Annotated in this window: 13 protein-coding genes and 2 pseudogenes; 5 read left to right on the top strand and 10 right to left on the bottom strand. The window is 70.0% G+C overall.

The features are described 5' to 3' along the window. Positions 1-287: 287 nt before the first annotated feature. On the bottom strand, positions 288-1,766 hold the full coding sequence (locus tag AAHZ94_RS08760) for an MFS transporter (protein ID WP_502964611.1): 1,479 nt from the start codon (positions 1,764-1,766) through the stop codon (positions 288-290). A 122-nt stretch (positions 1,767-1,888) separates the two neighbouring features. Between AAHZ94_RS08760 and AAHZ94_RS08755 the strand changes: the two genes are divergently transcribed. The 3 genes and pseudogenes from AAHZ94_RS08755 to ppdK all read left to right on the top strand — a co-directional run. Continuing rightward, positions 1,889-2,767 carry a helix-turn-helix transcriptional regulator gene (locus tag AAHZ94_RS08755; protein ID WP_349991940.1) on the top strand — a complete coding sequence of 293 codons (879 nt, stop codon included), beginning with the start codon at positions 1,889-1,891 and terminating at the stop codon, positions 2,765-2,767. A gap of 851 nt (positions 2,768-3,618) precedes the next feature. Next, positions 3,619-4,854, top strand: coding sequence for a tRNA dihydrouridine synthase DusB (gene dusB / locus AAHZ94_RS08750; RefSeq protein ID WP_349991938.1), 1,236 nt, complete (start codon positions 3,619-3,621; stop codon positions 4,852-4,854). A 443-nt stretch (positions 4,855-5,297) separates the two neighbouring features. Continuing rightward, positions 5,298-8,015, top strand: a pseudogene (ppdK, locus tag AAHZ94_RS08745) (pyruvate, phosphate dikinase); the annotation flags it as partial. Between the two features lie 48 nt (positions 8,016-8,063). On the opposite strand, the pseudogene trpD reads toward ppdK, so the two are convergent. The 5 genes and pseudogenes from trpD to ctaE form a co-directional block, all read right to left on the bottom strand. Next, positions 8,064-8,978: pseudogene (gene trpD, locus AAHZ94_RS08740) on the bottom strand (anthranilate phosphoribosyltransferase); the annotation flags it as partial. Positions 8,979-9,106: 128 nt separating this feature from the next. Next, the gene (qcrB, locus tag AAHZ94_RS08735) at positions 9,107-10,735 is read right to left on the bottom strand and encodes a cytochrome bc1 complex cytochrome b subunit (protein WP_349991937.1); all 1,629 of its coding nucleotides are present in this window, start codon (positions 10,733-10,735) and stop codon (positions 9,107-9,109) included. Beyond that, positions 10,732-11,787, bottom strand: coding sequence for a cytochrome bc1 complex Rieske iron-sulfur subunit (gene qcrA, locus AAHZ94_RS08730; RefSeq protein WP_349991936.1), 1,056 nt, complete (start codon positions 11,785-11,787; stop codon positions 10,732-10,734). Before qcrA ends, qcrB begins: the two co-directional genes overlap by 4 nt. Next, entirely contained in the window at positions 11,784-12,596 is an 813-nt protein-coding gene (qcrC, locus tag AAHZ94_RS08725) for a cytochrome bc1 complex diheme cytochrome c subunit (RefSeq protein WP_349991934.1), read from the bottom strand. Before qcrC ends, qcrA begins: the two co-directional genes overlap by 4 nt. An 81-nt stretch (positions 12,597-12,677) precedes the next feature. Further along, positions 12,678-13,298 (bottom strand): aa3-type cytochrome oxidase subunit III, encoded by a 621-nt coding sequence (gene ctaE, locus AAHZ94_RS08720; RefSeq protein ID WP_349991933.1) that lies wholly within the window; start codon positions 13,296-13,298, stop codon positions 12,678-12,680. Positions 13,299-13,570: 272 nt separating this feature from the next. On the opposite strand from ctaE, the gene AAHZ94_RS08715 reads away from it, so the two are divergent. Beyond that, on the top strand, positions 13,571-13,975 hold the full coding sequence (locus tag AAHZ94_RS08715; RefSeq protein ID WP_349991931.1) for a hypothetical protein: 405 nt from the start codon (positions 13,571-13,573) through the stop codon (positions 13,973-13,975). Between the two features lie 209 nt (positions 13,976-14,184). Here AAHZ94_RS08715 and AAHZ94_RS08710 read toward each other — a convergent pair whose 3' ends face one another. The 4 genes from AAHZ94_RS08710 to ctaC form a co-directional block, all read right to left on the bottom strand. Beyond that, the gene (locus tag AAHZ94_RS08710) at positions 14,185-15,438 is read right to left on the bottom strand and encodes a L,D-transpeptidase (RefSeq protein ID WP_349991930.1); all 1,254 of its coding nucleotides are present in this window, start codon (positions 15,436-15,438) and stop codon (positions 14,185-14,187) included. A 144-nt stretch (positions 15,439-15,582) separates the two neighbouring features. Next, the gene (locus AAHZ94_RS08705; RefSeq protein ID WP_349991929.1) at positions 15,583-15,981 is read right to left on the bottom strand and encodes a cytochrome c oxidase subunit 4; all 399 of its coding nucleotides are present in this window, start codon (positions 15,979-15,981) and stop codon (positions 15,583-15,585) included. After that, positions 15,978-17,711 (bottom strand): aa3-type cytochrome oxidase subunit I, encoded by a 1,734-nt coding sequence (gene ctaD / locus AAHZ94_RS08700; protein WP_349991928.1) that lies wholly within the window; start codon positions 17,709-17,711, stop codon positions 15,978-15,980. The genes AAHZ94_RS08705 and ctaD overlap by 4 nt, the downstream gene beginning before the upstream one ends. After that, positions 17,708-18,670 carry an aa3-type cytochrome oxidase subunit II gene (gene ctaC / locus AAHZ94_RS08695; protein ID WP_349991927.1) on the bottom strand — a complete coding sequence of 321 codons (963 nt, stop codon included), beginning with the start codon at positions 18,668-18,670 and terminating at the stop codon, positions 17,708-17,710. The genes ctaD and ctaC overlap by 4 nt, the downstream gene beginning before the upstream one ends. Positions 18,671-19,465: 795 nt before the next feature. Between ctaC and AAHZ94_RS08690 the strand changes: the two genes are divergently transcribed. Beyond that, on the top strand, positions 19,466-20,901 hold a 1,436-nt coding region (locus AAHZ94_RS08690), incomplete at its 3' end, for a cysteine desulfurase family protein (RefSeq protein WP_349991926.1).

Raw genomic sequence — 20,901 nt, 5'->3', positions numbered from 1 at the left:
GGCCCTGCTCGGCTCCGTCCACGCCACCCGCACCTCCCCGCCCCCGTCCCCTCCCTCCCCCCCACCCCCTCCTCACCCCCTCGCCCCAGCCACCCAGCGCACACATCACCCCACGCGCGCGCCACTCACTCACAAACCACGCCACGCACCCTCCCCACCCAGCCGCCCCGTCCCCGCCCCTCCACCCAGCCACCCCACGCACACCCCACCTACGCGCCACTCACCCTCCCCACTCCAGCCACCCCACACGGCCGCCCCTCTACGCCCACGCACCCACGCGCACCCACTCACCGGACCGTGCGAGGCAGTCGCAGGCTCAGGAGACCGGTGAGGGCGATGATGGCGAGTTGGGCCGCCAGGGTGGTGATCAGCGCTTCGCGCATGCCCACTGCTGTGGTGCGGGAGAGGAAGAGCGTGCCGAGGGTGGCGACGCCCAGGGCCAGGGCCGACTGTTGGGTGGTGACCATGACGCCGCTGCCGACGCCGGCTCGGTCGGCGGGGACGTCGGCGAGGACGATCCGGTAGAGGACCGGCAGTTGCAGGGCCTGGCCTATGCCGGCGAGCGCCACGCCGGGGGCCAGGGCCGGGACGCCGAGGTCGGGCCAGCCGTGGACCACGGTCAGCAGGACGATCGTCATGCCGAGGCCCTGGATCAGGGCGCCCACCGCGACGACCCGGCTGCCGAACTTGGCCACGAGCCGCGGGCCGGCCAGGGAGACCAGGAAGACCGCCACGGCCATGGGGACGAGGGCCAGGCCGGCGGCGACAGGCCCGTAGTCCATGCCCTGCTGGAGGGCGACGGCTATGACGAACATGAAGCCGCCGAAGCCGACGGAGAACGGCAGCACCAGGAGCAGGCCACGGCGGAGGCCGATGAGGGCGAACAGGCTCGGCGGCACCAGTGGCACGCGGCCGGCCCGTTCCGCGCGGTGTTCCACGAGGTAGAAGGCGATGGTCGCGATCGGGAACGCGCCCAGCAGCAGCCAGGTCCACAGCGGCCAGCCCGCGGCCCGACCCTCGGTCAGCGGGAGGAGCAGCGTGATCAGTGAGACGGCCAACAGCAGGGTGCCGGGTATGTCCACGTCGGTGGGGCGGTCGGAACGGGTCTCGGGGACGGTGCGCAGCGCCAGCAGGAGGCCGATCAGGGCGACCGGCACGTTGACCAGGAAGACGGAGCGCCAGCCGGTGCCCCAGAGGTCGGCGGCGACCAGGACGCCGCCCAGGATCTGTCCGGCGACCATGGACAGGCCCGCCGTCGCCCCGTACAGGCCGATGGCGCGGGCGCGCCGGGGGCCGGTGGTGGTGGCGTGGATGGTGGCGAGGACCTGCGGCAGCATGAACGCGGCGGCGGCGCCCTGGGCGACGCGGGCGGCCACCAGGGTCCAGGCGGTCGGGGCGAGGCCGCAGGCCAGCGACGTCAGTCCGAAGGCGACCATGCCGATGAGGAAGAGCTTGCGACGGCCGAGCATGTCGCCGAGCCGGCCGCCGAGCACCAGGAGGACGGCGTAGGCCACCCCGTACCCGGCGACGACCAGTTCCAGGACGGCGGGGCCGGCGTGGAGGTCGCGGTCCATCGCTGACAGGGCGACGTTGACGATGAAGAAGTCGATCAGCGGCAGGGCCGCGCCGAGCAGGACGGTGAACAGCCCGAGTCCGCTGAGCGCGGAGGCGGCGGCGCCGGGTGGGGCGCCGGTGGTCGCGGGCTCGGACGCGGCGGCGGGCCGGGGGGCTGCGGGGGAGGAGGGTCGTGGGGTGGTGGATCGCACTCGGGTCTGGTTCACAAGGTTGACGATCCTGTGTGGCGCAGAGGGGTACCAGAGTCTTCTTATCCTGGTATCAGCAGTACCTGGAAACGGGATGGCGCATCGCGCACTCTAGGAGCATGACGATGACCACCTATGGGCCCGAGAGCGCTGTGCGACGCAATGAGCTGGCCGCATTCCTGCGTAGCCGGCGCGAACGCATAGCGCCCGAGCAGGTGGGGCTGCCGCGCGGCGTCCGGCGGCGTACGCCCGGGCTGCGCCGTGAGGAGGTCGCGCAGCTCTCGGCGGTCGGCGTCACCTGGTACACGTGGCTGGAGCAGGCGCGGGACATTCACGTGTCGGCGCAGGTGCTCGACGCCATCGCACGGGCGCTGCTCCTGGACCGCAACGAGCGCACCCATCTGTTCACGCTCGCCGGGGTGGTCGATCCGGCGCCCGGCGCGCGCTGCTCGACCGTCACCGAGCCGATCCGGGTGATGATGCGGCAGTTGGAGCCGTTCCCGGCCTGCGTCCAGAACAGCCGGTACGACCTGCTGGCGTACAACAGCACCTACGGCAACCTGCTGTGCGACATGGACGCCCTGGAGCTGCACGAACGCAACTGCATGTGGCTGGCCTTCACCCATCCGGAGTGGAAGAAGGGGCTGGTCGACCGGGACAAGGTGATTCGGGCGATGGCGGCCAAGTTCCGTTCCGCGATGGCCGAGCACATCACGGAGCCGGCGTGGAAGCACATGTTGGGTCGGCTCCAGCAGGCGTCGCCGGAGTTCCGCGAGATCTGGGATCGGCACGAGGTGATGCGGGTGGCCCCCGAGCGCACCAAGCGCTTCCTCAACACCCACGTCGGCCTGCTGCACCTCGACTACCAGGTGTCGTGGCTCGGCCCCCGCCCCGGGCCGCGCATGATCGTCTACGTGCCCTCGGACGAGGAGTCCAGGCACCGCCTCGAACAACTCCAGGAAATGATCACCGCGGGCGCCCCCGCCGAGCCGGCCGGGGTGTGAGCGCCGCCCGTACCCCGTACCCCGCAACACCCTTGCGCCGGCCCCGCGGCCCCGTCCGCCGGCTCACCCGCCTGCCGCACCGTTCCGCGGCCCCGCGATTCACCCCACCGCTCTGTGACCCCGTCCCACCGACCCCGCGGCCGTACCTCACCGGCTCGCGGCCCAAGCCGACCTCCGAGATCCGACCTGACCTGACCCGACCCGGCCATGCCCCGGGCCTCACCCCGCCTCCCCCCACCGCTCCGTGGCCGCGCCGACCAGCACGCGTACCCGCGCCCGCACCCGTACCGAGGCCGACCAGGACGCGTAACACGCACCGGAGTAGATCGCGCCGTACGCGTACGCGGGGAGCGCTGCCGTCGTAGAGGGTGCCGCCCGGGTAGCGCCGCCGTGGAGACGCCGCCCCACAGCAGCGGCGACGCGCGACACGGAGACGGCCAGGGCGGAGGCAGGCGGAGCAGAAGCGTGCGGAGCAGAGGCGTGCCGCGCGAAGGCGGACGGGGCGGAGGCACGGCACGGGCACGGGGGCACCACGAGGCACGGGGTCGCGTAAGCAGGCGGTGAGGAACCGGGGCGGGACGCAGGCGCACAGAGCGCAGCAGGGATCGCAGGGCGGAGGCGGCATGGCGGGGCGCAGGTACACAGGACGCAGGCGCGCAGAGCGGCAGCAGGCGGGGCGGGGCGGGGACGGACGGACGGAGCGGAGGCGCGCAGAGTGGAAGCGGCACGGCGGGGCCGCGCCGGGTGGGGGCGTCGGCCAAGGCGGGCGCGCTCGCCGCAGCGCGTCACGCGGATGGGGGACAATGGGAGGTCTGCCCCCACCCCTGACACCCGGAAGGGACGCGTCCCAGATGACCGTCGAGACCCAGCCGCTGTACATCGGTACGCACGCGGTGGTGCCCCCGGTGATCCTCGCCCCCATGGCGGGCATCACCAATGCGCCCTTCCGCACTCTGTGCCGGGAGTTCTCCGGTGGGCAGGGCCTGTTCGTCAGCGAGATGATCACCACCAGGGCGCTGGTGGAGCGGGACGCCAAGACGATGCGGCTGATCCACTTCGACGGTACGGAGAAGCCCCGCTCCCTCCAGTTGTACGGCGTGGACCCGGTCACCGTCGGCAAGGCCGTCCGCATGATCGTGGAAGAGGACCTGGCCGACCACATCGACCTCAACTTCGGCTGCCCGGTGCCGAAGGTGACGCGCAAGGGCGGCGGCTCCGCGCTGCCGTACAAGCGGCACCTGCTGCGCGCGATCCTGCGCGAGGCGGTCGCCGGCGCCGGTGAGCTGCCGGTGACCATGAAGATGCGCAAGGGCATCGACGACGACCACCTCACCTACCTGGACGCCGGGCGGATCGCGGTCGAAGAGGGCGTACGGGCCATCGCGCTGCACGGTCGGACCGCCGCCCAGCACTACGGGGGCGAGGCCGACTGGTCGGCGATCGCCCGGCTGAAGGAGGCCGTACCGGAGATCCCGGTGCTCGGCAACGGGGACATCTGGTCGGCGGACGACGCCCTGCGGATGGTGCGCAAGACCGGCTGTGACGGGGTCGTGGTGGGGCGCGGCTGCCTCGGCCGGCCCTGGCTGTTCGGCGATCTGGTGGCCGCCTTCGGCCAGCAGGCGACACCCGGTGCCACCCAGGGCGGCGACAGCGGGGTGCGGCAGGGTTCCGGGGCCGGTGCGGGCCGCGCCTGGGAGGCGCTTCCGAGCGGCCCCACCGGGTTCGCCGCACCCACATTGCGCCAGGTCACACGGGTGATGCTGCGCCATGCCGAGCTGCTCGGGGAGTGGCTTGAGGACGAGGCGCGGGGCGTCATCGACTTCCGTAAGCACGTCGCCTGGTACACCAAGGGCTTTGCGGTGGGTTCGGAGATGCGGAAGCGGCTCGCGGTCGCCTCATCGCTGGACGAACTGGCCGCTCTGATGAGCGATCTGGACCTCGATCAGCCCTGGCCTGCGGGTGCTGACGGCCCGCGCGGTCGGACATCTGGCCGAAACCGCGTGGTTCTGCCCGACGGCTGGCTCAATGATCCCTACGACGCCGCCTTCGTGGGCGCCGAAGCCGAGCTGGATACGTCCGGCGGGTGATTTCCGGTCCGCGGGGGGCGTGATTCTCGCCACGTGTGATCGATGGTTTGCTCAAATGAGCATGCTCATTTGTTGATCCAGTTGTGCTTCTGAGCGCTCACACCTCTCCAATGCGTGGCACTCAGTGCCACCCCTGATGGGTTCGACAGTCGTACGGGTGACTGCGCTCCGCTTGCGGAGCGTCGCCGTACGTGCCGAAAATCGGGCCATACGGACACCGTGCCTTCGGGGCCTGAAGGCATGTTCCGGAGCGTCAACATATCGATGGATCACAGGTCTCGTGGTGTGGATCACTTTCGATCTCGTGGCGGCCACCCAGTTACGGCCGAATGACCGGAGAGTGGACATACCCATGAACCTTCGATCTGGGTACGCTCCCCGCCGTCAGGGCAGCCGTCTCCCGGACCCACGTCCGGGGGTACCTCAGCGAGGTGTCGAGAACCGTGTCGGAAAACAACGATCCCCACGTACAGCCTGAGTCCCAGAAGTTCGTCTACGACTTCACCGAGGGCAACAAGGACCTGAAGGATCTGCTGGGCGGCAAGGGCGCGAACCTGGCCGAGATGACCAACCTCGGTCTGCCCGTCCCTCCCGGGTTCACCATCACCACCGAGGCGTGCAAGGTCTACCTCGACAGTGGTGAGGAGCCGTCGGCACTGCGGGACGAGGTGAGTGCGCACCTCTCCGCCCTCGAAACCACCATGGGCAAGAAGCTCGGCCAGGCGGACGACCCGCTGCTGGTCTCGGTGCGCTCCGGCGCCAAGTTCTCCATGCCCGGCATGATGGACACCGTCCTCAACATCGGGCTCTCCGACGCATCGGTGACCGGCCTCGCCGGCCAGGCCGGTGACGAGCGGTTCGCGTGGGACTCCTACCGCCGCCTCATCCAGATGTTCGGCAAGACCGTCCTCGGCGTGGACGGCGAGCTCTTCGAGGAGGCGCTGGAGGGCGCCAAGCACGCCAAGGGCGTCACCGTCGACGTGGACCTCGACGCGGGCGACCTGAAGAAGCTGGTGGACGAGTTCAAGGGCATCGTCGCCAAGGAGACCGGCCGCGACTTCCCGCAGGACCCGCGCGAGCAGATGGACCTGGCCGTACGGGCCGTCTTCGACTCGTGGAACACCGACCGGGCCAAGCTCTACCGCCGCCAGGAGCGCATCCCCGGCGACCTCGGCACCGCCGTCAACGTCTGCTCCATGGTCTTCGGCAACCTCGGCCCCGACTCGGGTACCGGCGTCGCCTTCACCCGCGACCCCGCCAGCGGCCAGCAGGGCGTCTACGGCGACTACCTCCAAAACGCCCAGGGCGAGGACGTGGTGGCCGGCATCCGCAACACCGTGCCGCTCGCCGACCTCGAAGACATCGACAAGTCGTCCTACGACGAGCTGATGCAGATCATGGAGACGCTGGAGACGCACTACAAGGACCTGTGCGACATCGAGTTCACCATCGAGCGCGGCAAGCTGTGGATGCTCCAGACCCGGGTCGGCAAGCGCACCGCGGGCGCCGCCTTCCGCATCGCCACCCAACTGGTCGACCAGGGCCTGATCGACGAGGCCGAGGCGCTCCAGCGGGTCAACGGCGCCCAGCTCGCGCAGCTCATGTTCCCCCGCTTCGACGAGAGCGCCGCCGCGGAGAAGATCGGCCGGGGCATCGCCGCCTCGCCCCGCGCGGCCGTCGGCAAGGCCGTCTTCGACTCGTACACCGCGGTCAAGTGGTCGCGCTCGGGCGAGAAGGTCATCCTGATCCGTCGCGAGACCAACCCCGACGACCTCAACGGCATGATCGCCGCCGAGGGCATCCTCACCTCCCGCGGCGGCAAGACCTCGCACGCCGCCGTCGTCGCCCGGGGTATGGGCAAGACCTGTGTGTGCGGCGCCGAAGAGCTTGAGGTGGACACCAAGCGGCGCTGTCTGACCACGTCGGACGGCACCGTCGTGCAGGAGGGCGACGTCGTCTCCATCGACGGCTCCTCCGGCAAGGTCTACCTCGGTGAGGTGCCCGTCGTGCCCTCGCCCGTCGTCGAGTACTTCGAGGGCCGCATGCACGCCGGTGCCGACGACGCCGACGAGCTGGTCGGGGCCGTGCACCGGATCATGGCCTACGCCGACCGGGTCCGGCGGCTGCGGGTGCGGGCCAACGCCGACAACGCGGAGGACGCCGCACGCGCCCGCCGGTTCGGTGCCCAGGGCATCGGCCTGTGCCGCACCGAGCACATGTTCCTCGGCGAGCGCCGCGAGATGGTCGAGCGGCTGATCCTGGCCGACACCGAGGCCGACCGCGAGGCCGCGCTCGGCGACCTGCTGCCGCTCCAGCAGACCGACTTCATCGAGCTGTTCGAGGCGATGGACGGGCTGCCGGTGACCGTGCGGCTGCTCGACCCGCCGCTGCACGAGTTCCTGCCCGACATCACCGAGCTCTCGGTGCGGGTGGCGCTCGCCGAGGCCCGTCAGGACGCCAACGAGAACGACCTGCGCCTGCTCCAGGCGGTGCACAAGCTGCACGAGCAGAACCCGATGCTGGGCCTGCGCGGAGTGCGCCTCGGCCTCGTCATCCCCGGGCTGTTCGCCATGCAGGTACGGGCCATCGCCGAGGCGGCTGCCGCGCGCAAGGACGCCAAGGGCGACCCGCGCGCGGAGATCATGATCCCGCTGGTCGGCACCGTGCAGGAGCTGGAGATCGTGCGCGAGGAGGCCGCGCAGGTCATCGCCGAGGTCGAGCAGGCGCACGGCGTGGACCTCAAGCTGACCCTCGGCACCATGATCGAACTGCCCCGGGCCGCGCTGACCGCCGGCCAGATCGCCGAGTCGGCCGACTTCTTCTCCTTCGGCACCAACGACCTCACGCAGACCGTGTGGGGCTTCTCCCGGGACGACGTGGAGGCCAGCTTCTTCACCGCCTACCTGGAGAAGGGCATCTTCGGCGTCAGCCCGTTCGAGACGATCGACCGGGACGGCGTGGGCTCGCTGGTGCGCTCGGCCGCCGAGGCCGGTCGGGCCACCCGCCCCGACCTCAAGCTCGGCGTCTGTGGCGAACACGGCGGCGACCCCGACTCGGTGCACTTCTTCCACCAGGTCGGTCTCGACTACGTCTCCTGCTCCCCGTTCCGCATCCCGGTCGCCCGCCTCGAAGCGGGCCGCCGACTCCGCGGCGGCTCCGGTGTCGGCGCCGGCCACGCCGTCCAGGGCGACCAGTGCCGCAGCCGAGTTCAGCAGCACGGCGTCCCGCACCGGACCGCGCTCGCCGGCCAGCAGCCGCCGGGCCACGTCCGCGTTGTACGAGGCGTCGGCGCCGCGCAGGGCCTCCACCGGGACCAGTTCGATGCCGACGTCCCTGGGGTCGAAGCGCTGCTCCCGCACGGCCCCGTCCCGTACCTCCCAGATCCGTGAGGTGGCGGTGGTGGTCAGCTCGTCCAGGCCGTCGTCGCCGCGGAAGACCAGGGCGCTGGTGCCGCGGGCGGCCAGCACCCCGGCCAGGATCGGCGCCATCCGCGGGTCGGCCACGCCGGTGGCCTGGGCGGTGACCTTGGCCGGGTTGGTCAGCGGGCCGAGGAAGTTGAACGTGGTGGGGATGCCCAACTCACCGCGGGCGGTCGCCACGTGCCGCAGCGAGGGGTGGAACTTGACGGCGAAACAGAACGTGATGCCCGCCTGCTCGGCGACCTCGGCCACCCGTGCCGGCGTCAGGTCCAGGCTGACACCCAGTTTCTCCAGCACGTCGGACGCGCCGCTGGCCGAGGAGGCGGCCCGGTTGCCGTGCTTGACGACCCGGGCGCCGGTGCCGGCGACGACGATCGAGGACATGGTGGAGATGTTGACCGTCTTGGCCCCGTCGCCCCCGGTGCCGACGATGTCCACGGTGGGCCCCGGCACCTCGATGAGCTTGGCGTGCGCGTACATCGCGCGGACCATGCCGGCGACCTCGTCGACCGTCTCGCCCTTGGCCCGCAGCGCGACCGCGAACCCGGCGATCTGGGCGTCGCTCGCCGCGCCCCGCATGATCCGGTCCCTGGCCCAGGCGGAGGCGTCGGCGGCCAGGTCCTGACCGGCGAGCAGGGTGCGCAGGACGCCCGGCCAGGTGTGGGCCGTCCCGCTGTCGCCGCCTGTCGGGGTCGCAACGTTCATGGTCCACGCTCCTGGTGGGTGGGTCGGCTTTGCGAGCCACCCTATCCAGGGCCCGGAACGGCGAAGAACCCCGTCCAACCATCGGACGGGGTTCTCGCTGTGGCGATCAGCAGGTGATCAGGAAGGGATCAGTGGTGACCGTGGCCGCTCGTGATCTCCTTGTACTCCTCGGCGGTCGGCTTGGCGATCTGGCTGTCCTCGCCGTACAGGCCCTTGGAGAGCTTGACCCGCAGCTTCTCGGACCGGCTGGGCTTGCGCGCCACGCCGTTCTCGTCCACCTCGGGTTCGAGCTCCAGCGGCTTGTACTGGTCGTGCGCGGTGAGCGTGTGCAGTTGGTCCTGCGACAGCGGCTCGTGCACCTCGATGAACTCGCCGTGCGGCAGCCGCTTGATGATGCCCGACTCGCGGCCGTGCAGCACCTTCTCCTTGTCGCGCCGCTGGAGACCCAGGCAGATCCGCTTGGTGACGATGAACGTCACCACCGGCAGCACGAAGAACGCGATCCGCGAGAACCAGGTGATGGCGTTGATCGACAGGTGGAAGTGGGTGGCCCACAGGTCGTTTCCACCCGCGACGAGCATCGTCAGGTACGTGGTGATCCAGGCGACGCCGAAGCCGGTACGGGTCGGCGTGTTGCGCGGCCGGTCCAGCAGGTGGTGGTTGCGCTGGTCGCCGGTGGCCCAGGACTCGACGAACGGGTACACCGCGATGGCCAGCAGCACCAGCGGGAAGATCACCAGCGGGATGAAGACACCCAGGACGAGGGTGTGCCCCCAGGCGTTGATCTCCCAGCCAGGCATCACTCGGATCAGACCCTCGGCGAAGCCGAGGTACCAGTCGGGCTGGGCACCGGTGGACACCTGATCTGGTCGGTACGGGCCGATGGCCCACACCGGGTTGATGGTGGCGACCGCGGCGATGGCCGCGATGACACCGAAGACCAGGAAGAAGAAGCCTCCGGCCTTGCCCATGTACACCGGCAGGAACGGCGTGCCCACCACGTTGGTGTTGGTCTTGCCGGGGCCCGCCCAGTGGGTGTGCTTGTGCAGGAACACCATGATGAGGTGCGCCACGACCAGGCCCAGCATGATGCCGGGCAGCAGCAGGATGTGGATCGAGTAGAACCGGCCGACGAAGTCGTGTCCGGGGAACTCGCCGCCGAACAGGAACATCGACAGGTACGTACCGACCAGCGGCACCGACAGGATCGCACCCTGGGTGAACCGGACGCCGGTGCCCGAGAGCAGGTCGTCGGGGAGCGAGTAGCCGGTGAGGCCGGTGAAGAGGCCGAGCACCAGCAGCAGGAAGCCGAAGACCCAGTTCATCTCACGCGGCTTGCGGTACGCGCCGGTGAAGAAGACCCGCATCATGTGCACGAACATGCTGCCGACGAAGATCAGCGCGGCCCAGTGGTGGATCTGCCGGATCAGCAGACCACCGCGGACCTCGAAGCTGATCTTCAGCGTCGACTCGTACGCCTCCGACATCCGAATCCCCTGCATGGGGACGTAGGGGCCGTCGTAGACGACCTCGCCCATGCTGGGGTTGAAGAACATCGTCAGGTAGACACCCGTGAGGATGATGATGATGAAGCTGTAGAGGCAGACCTCACCCAACATGAAGGACCAGTGGTCCGGGAAGATCTTCCGCATGTTGGCCTTGGCCAGGCCGTAAATACCGAGTCGGCTGTCGGCCCAGTCGGCGACGCGCTCGCCTGCTGGGGCCTGCTTGCGCCGAGTGTCAGTTGCAGTACTCATCCGCGCTCCCAGTAGGCAGGACCGACGGGCTCCGCGAAGTCGCCCAGAGCCTCAAGGTAGCCCTTGTCATTGACCGTGATCCGAAGCTGCGGCAGTGCGTGGCCGGCCGGGCCGAAGATCACGCGACCGCCGTCGGTCAGGTCGAAGGTCGACTGGTGGCACGGGCACAGCACGTGGTGCGTCTGCTGCTCGTAGAGGCTGATCGGGCAACCCACGTGGGTGCAGACCTTGGAGAACGCGACGATGCCCTCGTGCGACCAGTCAAGTTCGCGCTTGTTCTTGATGTCCTCCGGCTGGAGCCGGATGATCATGAGCGCTGCCTTGGCGATCTCGTTGTTGAAGTCGTGGTCCTCCTCGCTCATGCCCTCGGGCATGGCGAAGACCAGCGATCCAACGGCGATGTCCTCGGGGCGCAGCGGCTCATGGGTGTTCTCGTTGATGAGCATCTTGCCCTTGGCCCACTTGGTGTGCCGGAGCTTGGTGCCCGGCAGCGGGCCGAGGTCGCGCAGCAGCACCAGACCGGTGAGCGGCACCATGGCCAGCGCGCCGATCAGGGTGTTGCGGACCAGCTTGCGACGGCCGAGGTCGGACTCGCGGGCACCGTCCCGGAAGCCGGCGAGCACCTCCTCGCGCACCTCGGGGCTGGCCTCGATGTCGTGCCGTTCCTCGGGCACCTCGACATCGGTCATCAGCGTGCGGGCCCAGTGAATGGCACCGGCGCCGATGCAGAACAGCGCCAGTCCCAGGGTCAGGCCCAGCGACAGGTTGAGCGCGCTGACGTGCCCGATCGGGAAGACATAGACGATCTTGTCGACCGGGAACGAGACGTACGAGGCGATGAAGCCGATGGTGGACAGCATCGAGAGCGTGAACAGGCCGGCGACCACGCGCTCGGAACGCTTGGCGGCCTGCTCGTCGATGTCCTGCACACGGTGCTCGTGCGGGGGCAGCCCCGGGTTGGCGAACGGGTCGTCCCGGGTCGCCAGCGCACCGCCCTCGGTGTCTTCCTGCTGCTGTGGCAGGTTCTCTTCTGAGTTGTCTTGGCTGCTCATGACTTCTTGGCCTTCGTGGTCCGGGCTGCGACCCAAATGGTGATGGCGACCAGGGCGCCCAGGCCGAACACCCAGGCGAACAAGCCCTCAGCCACCGGGCCGAGTCCACCCAGTTGGAAACCACCAGGGCTCTCGGTGTCGTCGCTGTTGACCTTGTCGAGGTAGGCGATGATGTCCCTCTTTTCCTTCTCGGGCATGACCGAGTCGGGGAAAGACGGCATGTTCTGCGGGCCGGTCTGCATGGCCTCGTAGATGTGCTTCGGGCTCACACCGTCAAGAGGGGGCGCGTACTTGCCGTTGCTCAGTGCCCCGCCCTTGCCGGAGAAATTGTGGCACTGGGCACAGTTCGAACGGAAGAGCTGCCCACCATTGGCAGAGTCCTCCGTACCGTCGAGGCTGTACTGGCTCTTGGACGGCGTTTCCGGGCCGGCACCGAGCGAGGCGACGTACGCCGCGAGCTGCTCGGTCTCGGCCGCGGTGTACACCTTCGGCTTCTTCGGCACCTGGGCACCGTTTTGCTGGGCCGGCATGCGGCCGGTGCTCACCTGGAAGTCCACGGCGGCGGCGCCGACGCCTACCAGGGTCGGACCGTCAGATGTGCCTTGGCCCCCAGTGCCGTGGCAGCTTGCGCAGCCCACGGCGTAGAGCTTCTTGCCCTCGTCGATGGCGAGGGAGGTCTGGGCCTCGTCGGCCTTGGCCTTGTCCGCCGGCGCGAACGCGGCGTAAAGCCCCCCTGTGGCCGCCAGCGCGAAGAGTAGGACGACGAGCGCCGCCAGCGGATGGCGCCGTCGTGCGGAGAGCTTTTTCACGGATTACCCCGGTGTCAGGATCTTCTGCGTCGATGCTTCTGGCTGCGTCTCTGGTGAAACGCGGGTCCGGTGCGGGACCGGTTACTTGATCATGTAGATCGTGGCGAAGAGGCCGATCCAGACGACGTCGACGAAGTGCCAGTAGTACGACACGACGATGGCCGCCGTCGCCTGCTCGTGCGTGAACCTCTTAGCCGCGTACGTCCTGCCCAGGACCAGCAAGAACGCGATGAGTCCGCCCGTCACGTGCAGCCCGTGGAAGCCGGTGGTCAGGTAGAAGACCGAGCCGTACGGGTCCGACGAGAGCGACAGGCCCTCGTGCTTGACCAGCTCGGTGTACTCGAAGACCTGACCGCCGATGAAGATCGCACCCATCACGAAGGTGATCACGAACCACATGCGCAGCTTCTTCACGTCGCCGCGCTCGGCGGCGAAGACGCCGAGCTGGCAGGTGAGGGAGGAGAGCACCAGGATCGTGGTGTTCGTGGCAGAGAACGGGAAGTTCAGCGCATCGGCCATTTCCTTCCAGTGCTCGGCCCCGGTCACCGATCGGAGGGTGAAGTACATCGCGAAGAGGGCCGCGAAGAACATCAGCTCGGAACTCAGCCAGATGATGGTTCCGACGCTGGTGAGGTTCGGCCGGTTGACCGACGGGTGCGCGTGCCCGGTATCTGTTGCTGTTGCTGTCGCCACGACCGACATTATGTCGGTCGCTTATCCCGCCCTCACCTCGGGGGGTCCCGTTCGGAGTGTCAAGGCTGTTCAAGCGGCTCGTACGGCCTATTGCGAAGGTCCCCCGAAGGAGCGAAACGGTAGCCCTCGCTCCGCTACGCGTTCCGCCCGCCAAGCCTTCTGACGGTGCGTCGGGCCGATCCCGGGTCCGTACGCCCCCTCCTCCCGGCGGCCCCGGGCGCAGTAGCATCCGCCCCACGGACCCACTCCGTAACGTGCCGTCCACCTGCCTGGAGGTAAGAATGCGGCCCACTGCCACGGTGCTGGTCTACAGCGATGACGCGGGCACCCGCGAGCAGGTCAGGCTGGCGGCCGGCCGGCGGCCGGCGGCGGACGTCCCCGAGGTCGAGTATCTGGAGTGCGCCACGCTGCCCGCGGTGCTCGAAGCCCTGGAGGTCGGCGGGATCGACGTGTGCGTGCTGGACGGCGAGACGGCGCCCGCCGGCGGCATGGGCGTCTGCCGGCAGATCAAGGACGAGATCTACGCGTGCCCGCCGGTGCTGCTGCTCATGGGCCGCCCGCAGGACGCCTGGCTGGCCACCTGGAGCCGCGCCGAGGCCGCCGTGACGCTGCCGGTCGACCCGGTGGCGCTGGCCGACGCCCTGGCCGGTCTGCTGCGCCACGAGAAGTCGGCCGTACGGGCCTGAGCAGGCCGGGCGCGGGCCCGCGCGGTCCGCGGGCGCCACAGGACCGAGGGGCCCATCGCTGAACTGCGGTGGGCCCCTCGGCGCGTCTCCTCCTCCCCTCCGCTGGCGTGGCTGGTGGACCGGGTCCGGGCCGTGACCGGCGGGCCGGGGCACGGCCGTTACGCCGGGTGGGTCCTGGTTGGGCCGATCGGGGCGGCCGGGCGCACGGGTCAGACGGCCGGGCGCAGCCGGGCCGCGTCGGCCGGGCCGCTGCCCTCGCGCACGCCCGCGCTGAGGGCGCTGCCCTTGCGCCAGGCGTCCCAGGACAGGTTCCAGTCGCCGAAGCCGTTGTCGAACGGCGTCATGGTGGACCCGCCGCTGCCGACCACGGCGACGAGGTCGCCCGGGCGGACCAGGTCGAAGAACCACTGCGCGTTGGCGGAGCTCATGCCCGTACAGCCGTGGCTGACGTTGGCCGCCCCGTGCGAGCCGGAGGACCAGGGCGCGGCGTGCACGTACTCGCCGCTCCAGGTGACCCGGGTGGCCCAGTGCACCGGCAGGTCGTAGGAGTCGGCGCTGCCTTCGGCGATGCCGATGCTGGTGCCGCGCATCCGGACGAAGGACTCCTTGGCGAGCACCACCTTGACCCCGTTGCGGGTGGCGAAGCCGGGTTTGCCGGTGGTGACCGGGATGGTGCGGATCGTCTTGCCGTCGCGCTTGACGACCATCTGGTGGGCCGAGGCGTCCGTGACGGCCTCGATCCGGGCCCCGGTGTGCAGCGTCAGGGGCCGTGCGGGGCCCCCGTGGAGCCCGTCGGCGACCTTGATGCCCTCCAGGTTGCTGCGGGCGGTGACGGTGGCCCTGGCGGGCCAGTAGGCGCGCGGGCGGTAGTGCAGGGTGCGGTCGTTGACCCAGTGCCAGGCGCCCTCGACGACGGGCTGGGAGTGGACGCGGAGGGCGCGTTCGACGGTGGCCCGCGCGGCGCGGCCCTTGACCGGGACGCTCAGCTCGGCGGTGATGGGCTGGCCGACGCCGTAGGTGCCGCTGTCGGGGCCGAAGCGCACCCGGAGCAGTCGGTCGGCGGGGGCGGTGTTGAACCCGATGGTCTTGCGGCCCGGCCGGCCGTCGGCGTTCTCGGTGCTCACCCGGAGGGTGTAGTGGGCGCCGGCGGCCAGCGGCGCCGTGGAGCGCCACCGCTTGCCGTCGGGGGTGAGTTCCCCGCGCAGGTACCGGCCGGTGGCGTCGGTGGCCGTCACGTCGGTGATGCGGCTGTCGCCACCCTTGGCGGTGACTTCCAGCGGCTCGTCGGGGTCGGCCGCGCGGCCCTTCGGACCGCCGCTGAAGGCGATCTGTTCCGCCGCGTCGTAGGGCTTGTCCGCCAGCGGATCGGTGCCTGAACCGCCGCAGGCCACGGCGCCTATCGCCAGCGGCGTCACCAGGAGGGCGCAGCGGATGGGTATTCGATTGCGAGAGGTGTGGTTCATGACCACACGCTAAGAACGCGGGCCGGATTCGGCGCGCGCAGCGGCGCAAACGAGGGGCGTTGCCCGGCGCGGTACGGACCGGGGTACGCGAGAGGCCCGGACTCCCCCGATGGGGTGTCCGGGCCTCGTGCGGCGGGGTGCTCCCTACTGGGTGCGGTTCTCGCCGCGGTAGTACTCGAAGACCCAGCCGAAGATGCTGATCAGGATGATCGGGGCCGAGAAGTACATCAGCCACCAGCCGAAGATGACGCCGAGGAAGGCGAACGCGCCACCCACCGCGAGGAACAGCGGCTGCCAGCTATGCGGGCTGAAGAAGCCCAGCTCACCGGCGTCGTCAGCGACGTCGGCGTCCTTGTTGTCCTGCGCCCCGGTGTCCACCCGGCGCGCAGTGAACGCCAGGTAGTAGCCGATCATGATGCTCAGACCGAACGACAGGGACAGGGCGGTCGTGCCGACCGGCTCCTTCGACCACACGCCATAGACGATCGCCATGGCGAGGATGAAGACGGCGAGCCAGATGAACATCCGGCCTTGGATCTTCACTTGCCGGCCTCCTTGCCACCCGCGAGGGCCTTCTCTTCGGTGTGCCCGACGTTCTCCAACTGGTCGAGCGCCGCGATCTCAGGGTGGTGCAGGTCGAACGCGGGGGATTCGGAGCGGATGCGCGGCAGCGTGAGGAAGTTGTGCCGCGGCGGCGGACAGGACGTCGCCCACTCCAGCGAACGGCCGTAGCCCCACGGGTCGTCGACCTCGACCTTCTTGCCGTACTTGGCGGTCTTCCACACGTTGTAGAAGAACGGCAGCATCGACAGGCCGAGCAGGAACGAGCTGATCGTGGAGATGGTGTTCAGCGTGGTGAAGCCGTCTGCGTGGAGGTAGTCGGCGTACCGGCGGGGCATGCCCTCGGCGCCCAGCCAGTGCTGCACCAGGAACGTGCCGTGGAAGCCGATGAACAGCGTCCAGAAGGTGATCTTGCCGAGCCGCTCGTCGAGCATCTTGCCGGTGAACTTCGGCCACCAGAAGTGGAATCCGGAGAACATCGCGAACACCACGGTGCCGAAGATGACGTAGTGGAAGTGCGCGACGACGAAGTACGAGTCGGAGACGTGGAAGTCCATCGGCGGCGAGGCCAGGATGACACCGGTCAGACCACCGAAGGTGAAGGTGATCAGGAAGCCGACGGCCCACAGCATGGGAGTCTCGAAACTCAGACTTCCCTTCCACATGGTGCCGATCCAGTTGAAGAACTTCACACCGGTTGGCACCGCGATAAGGAAGGTCATGAAGGAGAAGAACGGTAGGAGCACGCCACCTGTGACGTACATGTGGTGCGCCCAGACCGTCACCGAAAGACCGGCAATGGCGATCGTCGCGGCCACCAGACCGATGTAGCCGAACATCGGCTTACGGCTGAAGACCGGAATGACCTCGGAAATGATGCCGAAGAACGGCAAGGCGATGATGTACACCTCTGGATGGCCGAAGAACCAGAAGAGGTGTTGCCAGAGCAATGCGCCGCCATTGGCCGCGTCGAAGATATGCGCCCCGAATTTACGGTCCGCTTCCAGCGCGAAGAGGGCGGCGGCGAGCACCGGGAAGGCGAGCAGCACCAGCACACCGGTGAGCAGCACGTTCCAGGTGAAGATCGGCATGCGGAACATCGTCATGCCGGGAGCGCGCATGCAGATGATCGTGGTGATGAAGTTGACCGAGCCGAGGATGGTGCCGAAGCCGGAGAAGGCCAGGCCCATGATCCACATGTCGGCGCCGACGCCCGGCGAGCGGACCGCGTCCGACAGCGGGGAGTAGGCGAACCAGCCGAAGTCGGCCGCACCGTTGGGGGTGAGGAACCCGGCGACCGCGATGAGCGAGCCGAACAGGTAGAGCCAGTAGGCGAACATGTTCAGCCGCGGGAACGCCACGTCGGGCGCGCCGATTTGCAGCGGCATGATCCAGTTGGCGAATCCGGCGAACAGCGGCGTCGCGAACATCAGCAGCATGATCGTGCCGTGCATCGTGAACGCCTGGTTGAACTGCTCGTTCGACATGATCTGCGTACCCGGACGGGCCAGCTCGGCGCGCATGAGGAGCGCCATCAGACCGCCGATGATGAAGAACACGAACGAGGTGACCAGGTACATCGTGCCGATCGTCTTGTGATCGGTGGTGGTCAGCCACTTCACCACGGCACTGCCGGGGGCTTTCCGGTACTCGGGTGGTGCTGCCTTGGCCGTGTCGGCGGCGGCACCCTGAGGTTCGTTGAGGATGCTCACTGGTTCTTGGTCTCCGCGTTCTTGGCGGCGTCCGTCTGCTTAATGGTTGCCGGGAGGTATCCGGTCTGACCCTTCTTCGCCAGGTCCTTCAGGTGCTTCCGGTACTCCTCCGGGGAGACCACCTTGACGTTGAAGAGCATCCGGGAGTGGTCCTTGCCGCAGAGCTCGGCACACTTGCCCATGAAGACGCCCTCCTTGTTCGGAGTCACCTCGAATCGGTTCGTGTGGCCCGGGATGACGTCCTGCTTCATCAGGAACGGGATGACCCAGAACGAGTGGATGACATCGCGCGAGGTGAGCACGAACTGGACGGTCTCGCCCTTCGGCAGCCACAGCGTCGGGCCCGGCCAGCCCTTGTCCGGGTTACGGTCGCCCGGGATGCCCTGGTCGTACACGCCCTCGGCGCCCTTGGGCACGGCCTTCAGCATCCGGTCGGGGATGCCGGCGACCTCCTTGGGGGTCTTCGACGGTGTGGACAGGTCACCGTCCACGTTCTCCATGTAGTTGAAGCCCCAGCTCCACTGGTAGCCCACGACGTTGATGACGTGGTCAGGCTTCTTGGAGGTCTTGAGCAGCTCGCTCTCATCGCGCGCGGTGAAGTAGAACAACACCGAGACGATGACCAGCGGCACGACGGTGTACAGCGCCTCGATGGGCATGTTGTATCGCGTCTGCGGAGGTACCTCGACCTTGGTCCTGCTGCGCCGGTGGAAAATGACGCTCCACAGGATCAGGCCCCAGACCAGCACGCCTGTGGCGAGTGCTGCCGCCCAGGAGCCCTGCCACAGGGAGAGAATCCGCGGCGCCTCCTCCGTGACGGGGGTGGGCATTCCGAGGCGGGGGAAGTCCTTGGATGTGCAACCGGTAGCGGTCGCGAGGACCAGGCCCGCGGCCAGCGCCTGCGGCAGCTTCCGCCGCATCGGGCGCCGCGACGAGCGGTCGGAGCCGTTGGGACTCACGTAGCGCCTTCCCGAGAGTCTCGCCCGTGCGGCCGGCTGCGGCCGTCTCGCTGGTCGGGCGCCGGCCCGCTGCGGGCAGGGGTTTGGATGTTTATGCGGACCAAACCCTACTGGACGCTATTTGAGGTCGCGCGGGGAGGGTGCCCAACGCGCCGGTCTGGGGCCCGAAGGGGTGGAACGGCCGGCTCCGGGCGGCATCTGACGGTGTGCTGGAAGCCCCCGCGCCGGGCCCGCGCCCATCCCCGGATCGGGCCCGCTCCCACCCGTGTGACCAGGCCGCCACGGAGGGCGGGTGCGCGGGTCGGGCGCGGGTCCGGCCCCGTTCCGACAGGGGCTCGGCGGGGGTCTGGCGGGGGTTGGGGGCCCGTACGGCGCGGCCCGCGGCCGGTGTCGGGGCGGAGGTCGGGACTGACCTCGGGGCCGGCTGCCCGGCGGCGGGCCCGGGGGCGGCTGCGGGCGTCGGGCGCGGCGATGGTGGGCGTGTCGCGGGGTGCTGGGTGTGGGGTGGCGGGTGTGGGGTGGCGGTATGTGTGGGGGTGGGCGTGTCGCGCCTGTCTCTCGCCTGTCGATCGCGCCTGTCCCGCCTGCCGTGGGTGTCGTGCCCTGTCGGGGGTGTCATGCCCTGTCGCATGGGTGTCCGCCGGTCGGACGCAGCGGCTGGGGCGGGTCCGGGCGACACGCCCGGGATGGGTGGGGGCGTATCGAGTGGGCGACGGGGGCTGCTCGTCCCCGGGGCGCCCGGCGCGCGTGAGCGGCGCTACGGCGTCCGGGCGGCCGGTCGTCTAGCGTCTTCGCGTGCCCTACTTCGACGCGGCCTCTGCCGCTCCCCCGCACCCCGTGGCCCGACAGGCCCTGCTCGCCGCCCTGGAAGAGGGGTGGAGCGACCCGGCCAGGCTGCACCGCGAGGGGCGGCGGGCGCGGCTGCTGTTGGACGCGGCGCGGCAGACCGCCGCGGAGGCGGTCGGCTGCCGGCCCGACGAGTTGGTCTTCACGCCGTCGGGGACGCGCGCGGTGCACCAGGGCATCGCGGGCGCGCTGGCCGGCCGCCGGCGCGTCGGGCGGGGCCTGGTCGTCTCGGCCGTCGAACACTCCTCCGTACTGCACGCGGCCACCGCGCACACCACCACCGGCGGCACGGTGACCGAGGTGGCCGTGGACCGTACGGGGCGGGTCGATCCCGACGCGTACGCCGGCGCGCTGCGCGGAGCGGCCGAGCCGGTCGCGCTCGCCTGCCTCCAGTCGGCCAACCACGAGGTGGGCACGGAGCAGCCGGTCGGCGAGGTCGCCGAGGTCTGCCGGGCGGCCGGGGTGCCGCTGTTGGTGGACGCGGCCCAGTCGCTGGCGTGGGGCCCGGTGGCCGGCGGCTGGTCGCTGCTCACGGCGAGCGCGCACAAGTGGGGCGGGCCGGCGGGGGTCGGGCTGCTCGTGGTCCGCAAGGGGGTGCGGTTCGCGCCGCAGGGCCCGGTGGACGAGCGGGAGTCGGGCCGCTCCACGGGGTTCGAGAACATCCCGGCCGTGGTGGCGGCTGCGGCCGCGCTGCGGGCGGTACGGGCGGAGGCCGCGTCCGAGGCGCTGCGGCTGCGGGGCCTGGTGAACCGGATTCGGGCCCGGGTGCCCGAACTGGTGCCGGACGTGGAGGTGGTCGGCGACCCGCTGCGCCGACTGCCGCACCTGGTCACCTTCTCGTGCCTGTACGTGGACGGCGAGAGCCTGTTGCACGCGCTGGACCGGGCGGAGTTCGCCGTCTCGTCCGGTTCCTCGTGCACGTCAAGCACGCTGACCCCCAGTCACGTGCTGCGTGCGATGGGCGTGCTCTCGGAGGGCAACATCCGCGTCTCCCTCCCGGTGGGCACGGCCGAGTCGGACGTGGAGCGGTTCCTGGAGCTGCTGCCGGGCGTCGTCGCCTCGGTACGGGAGAAGCTGGGCGCGCCCGCGGCACGGGAGGCGACTTCGGTACGGGAGGCGTCCTCGGTACGGGAGGCATCCCCGGCCCGGGCGGCGGACGAGCGGGCGGGGCACGGGGAGGCGGCGAGCGGCGAGCCGGCGAGCCGGGAGGCGGAGCCGCCCGCGGCCGATCCCACGGAGGCCGACCCCGGGGAGACGGACCCCCCGGGGGGGCGGGGGGCGCCCCGGGGCGCTGCGGGCGGCCCGGGTGCCCCCCCCCACCCGGGGCCGCCCGCGCGGGGGGGGGGCCCCGGCGGCCCCCCCCGCCCCCGGGCGCGCAGAGCGGT

The sequence above is a fragment of the Streptomyces sp. HSW2009 genome (assembly GCF_040240285.1).
In the GTDB taxonomy this organism is placed as follows: domain Bacteria; phylum Actinomycetota; class Actinomycetes; order Streptomycetales; family Streptomycetaceae; genus Streptomyces.
Note: the sequence above shows the minus strand (reverse complement) of the source record. Positions and strands in the feature narration are given on the sequence as shown.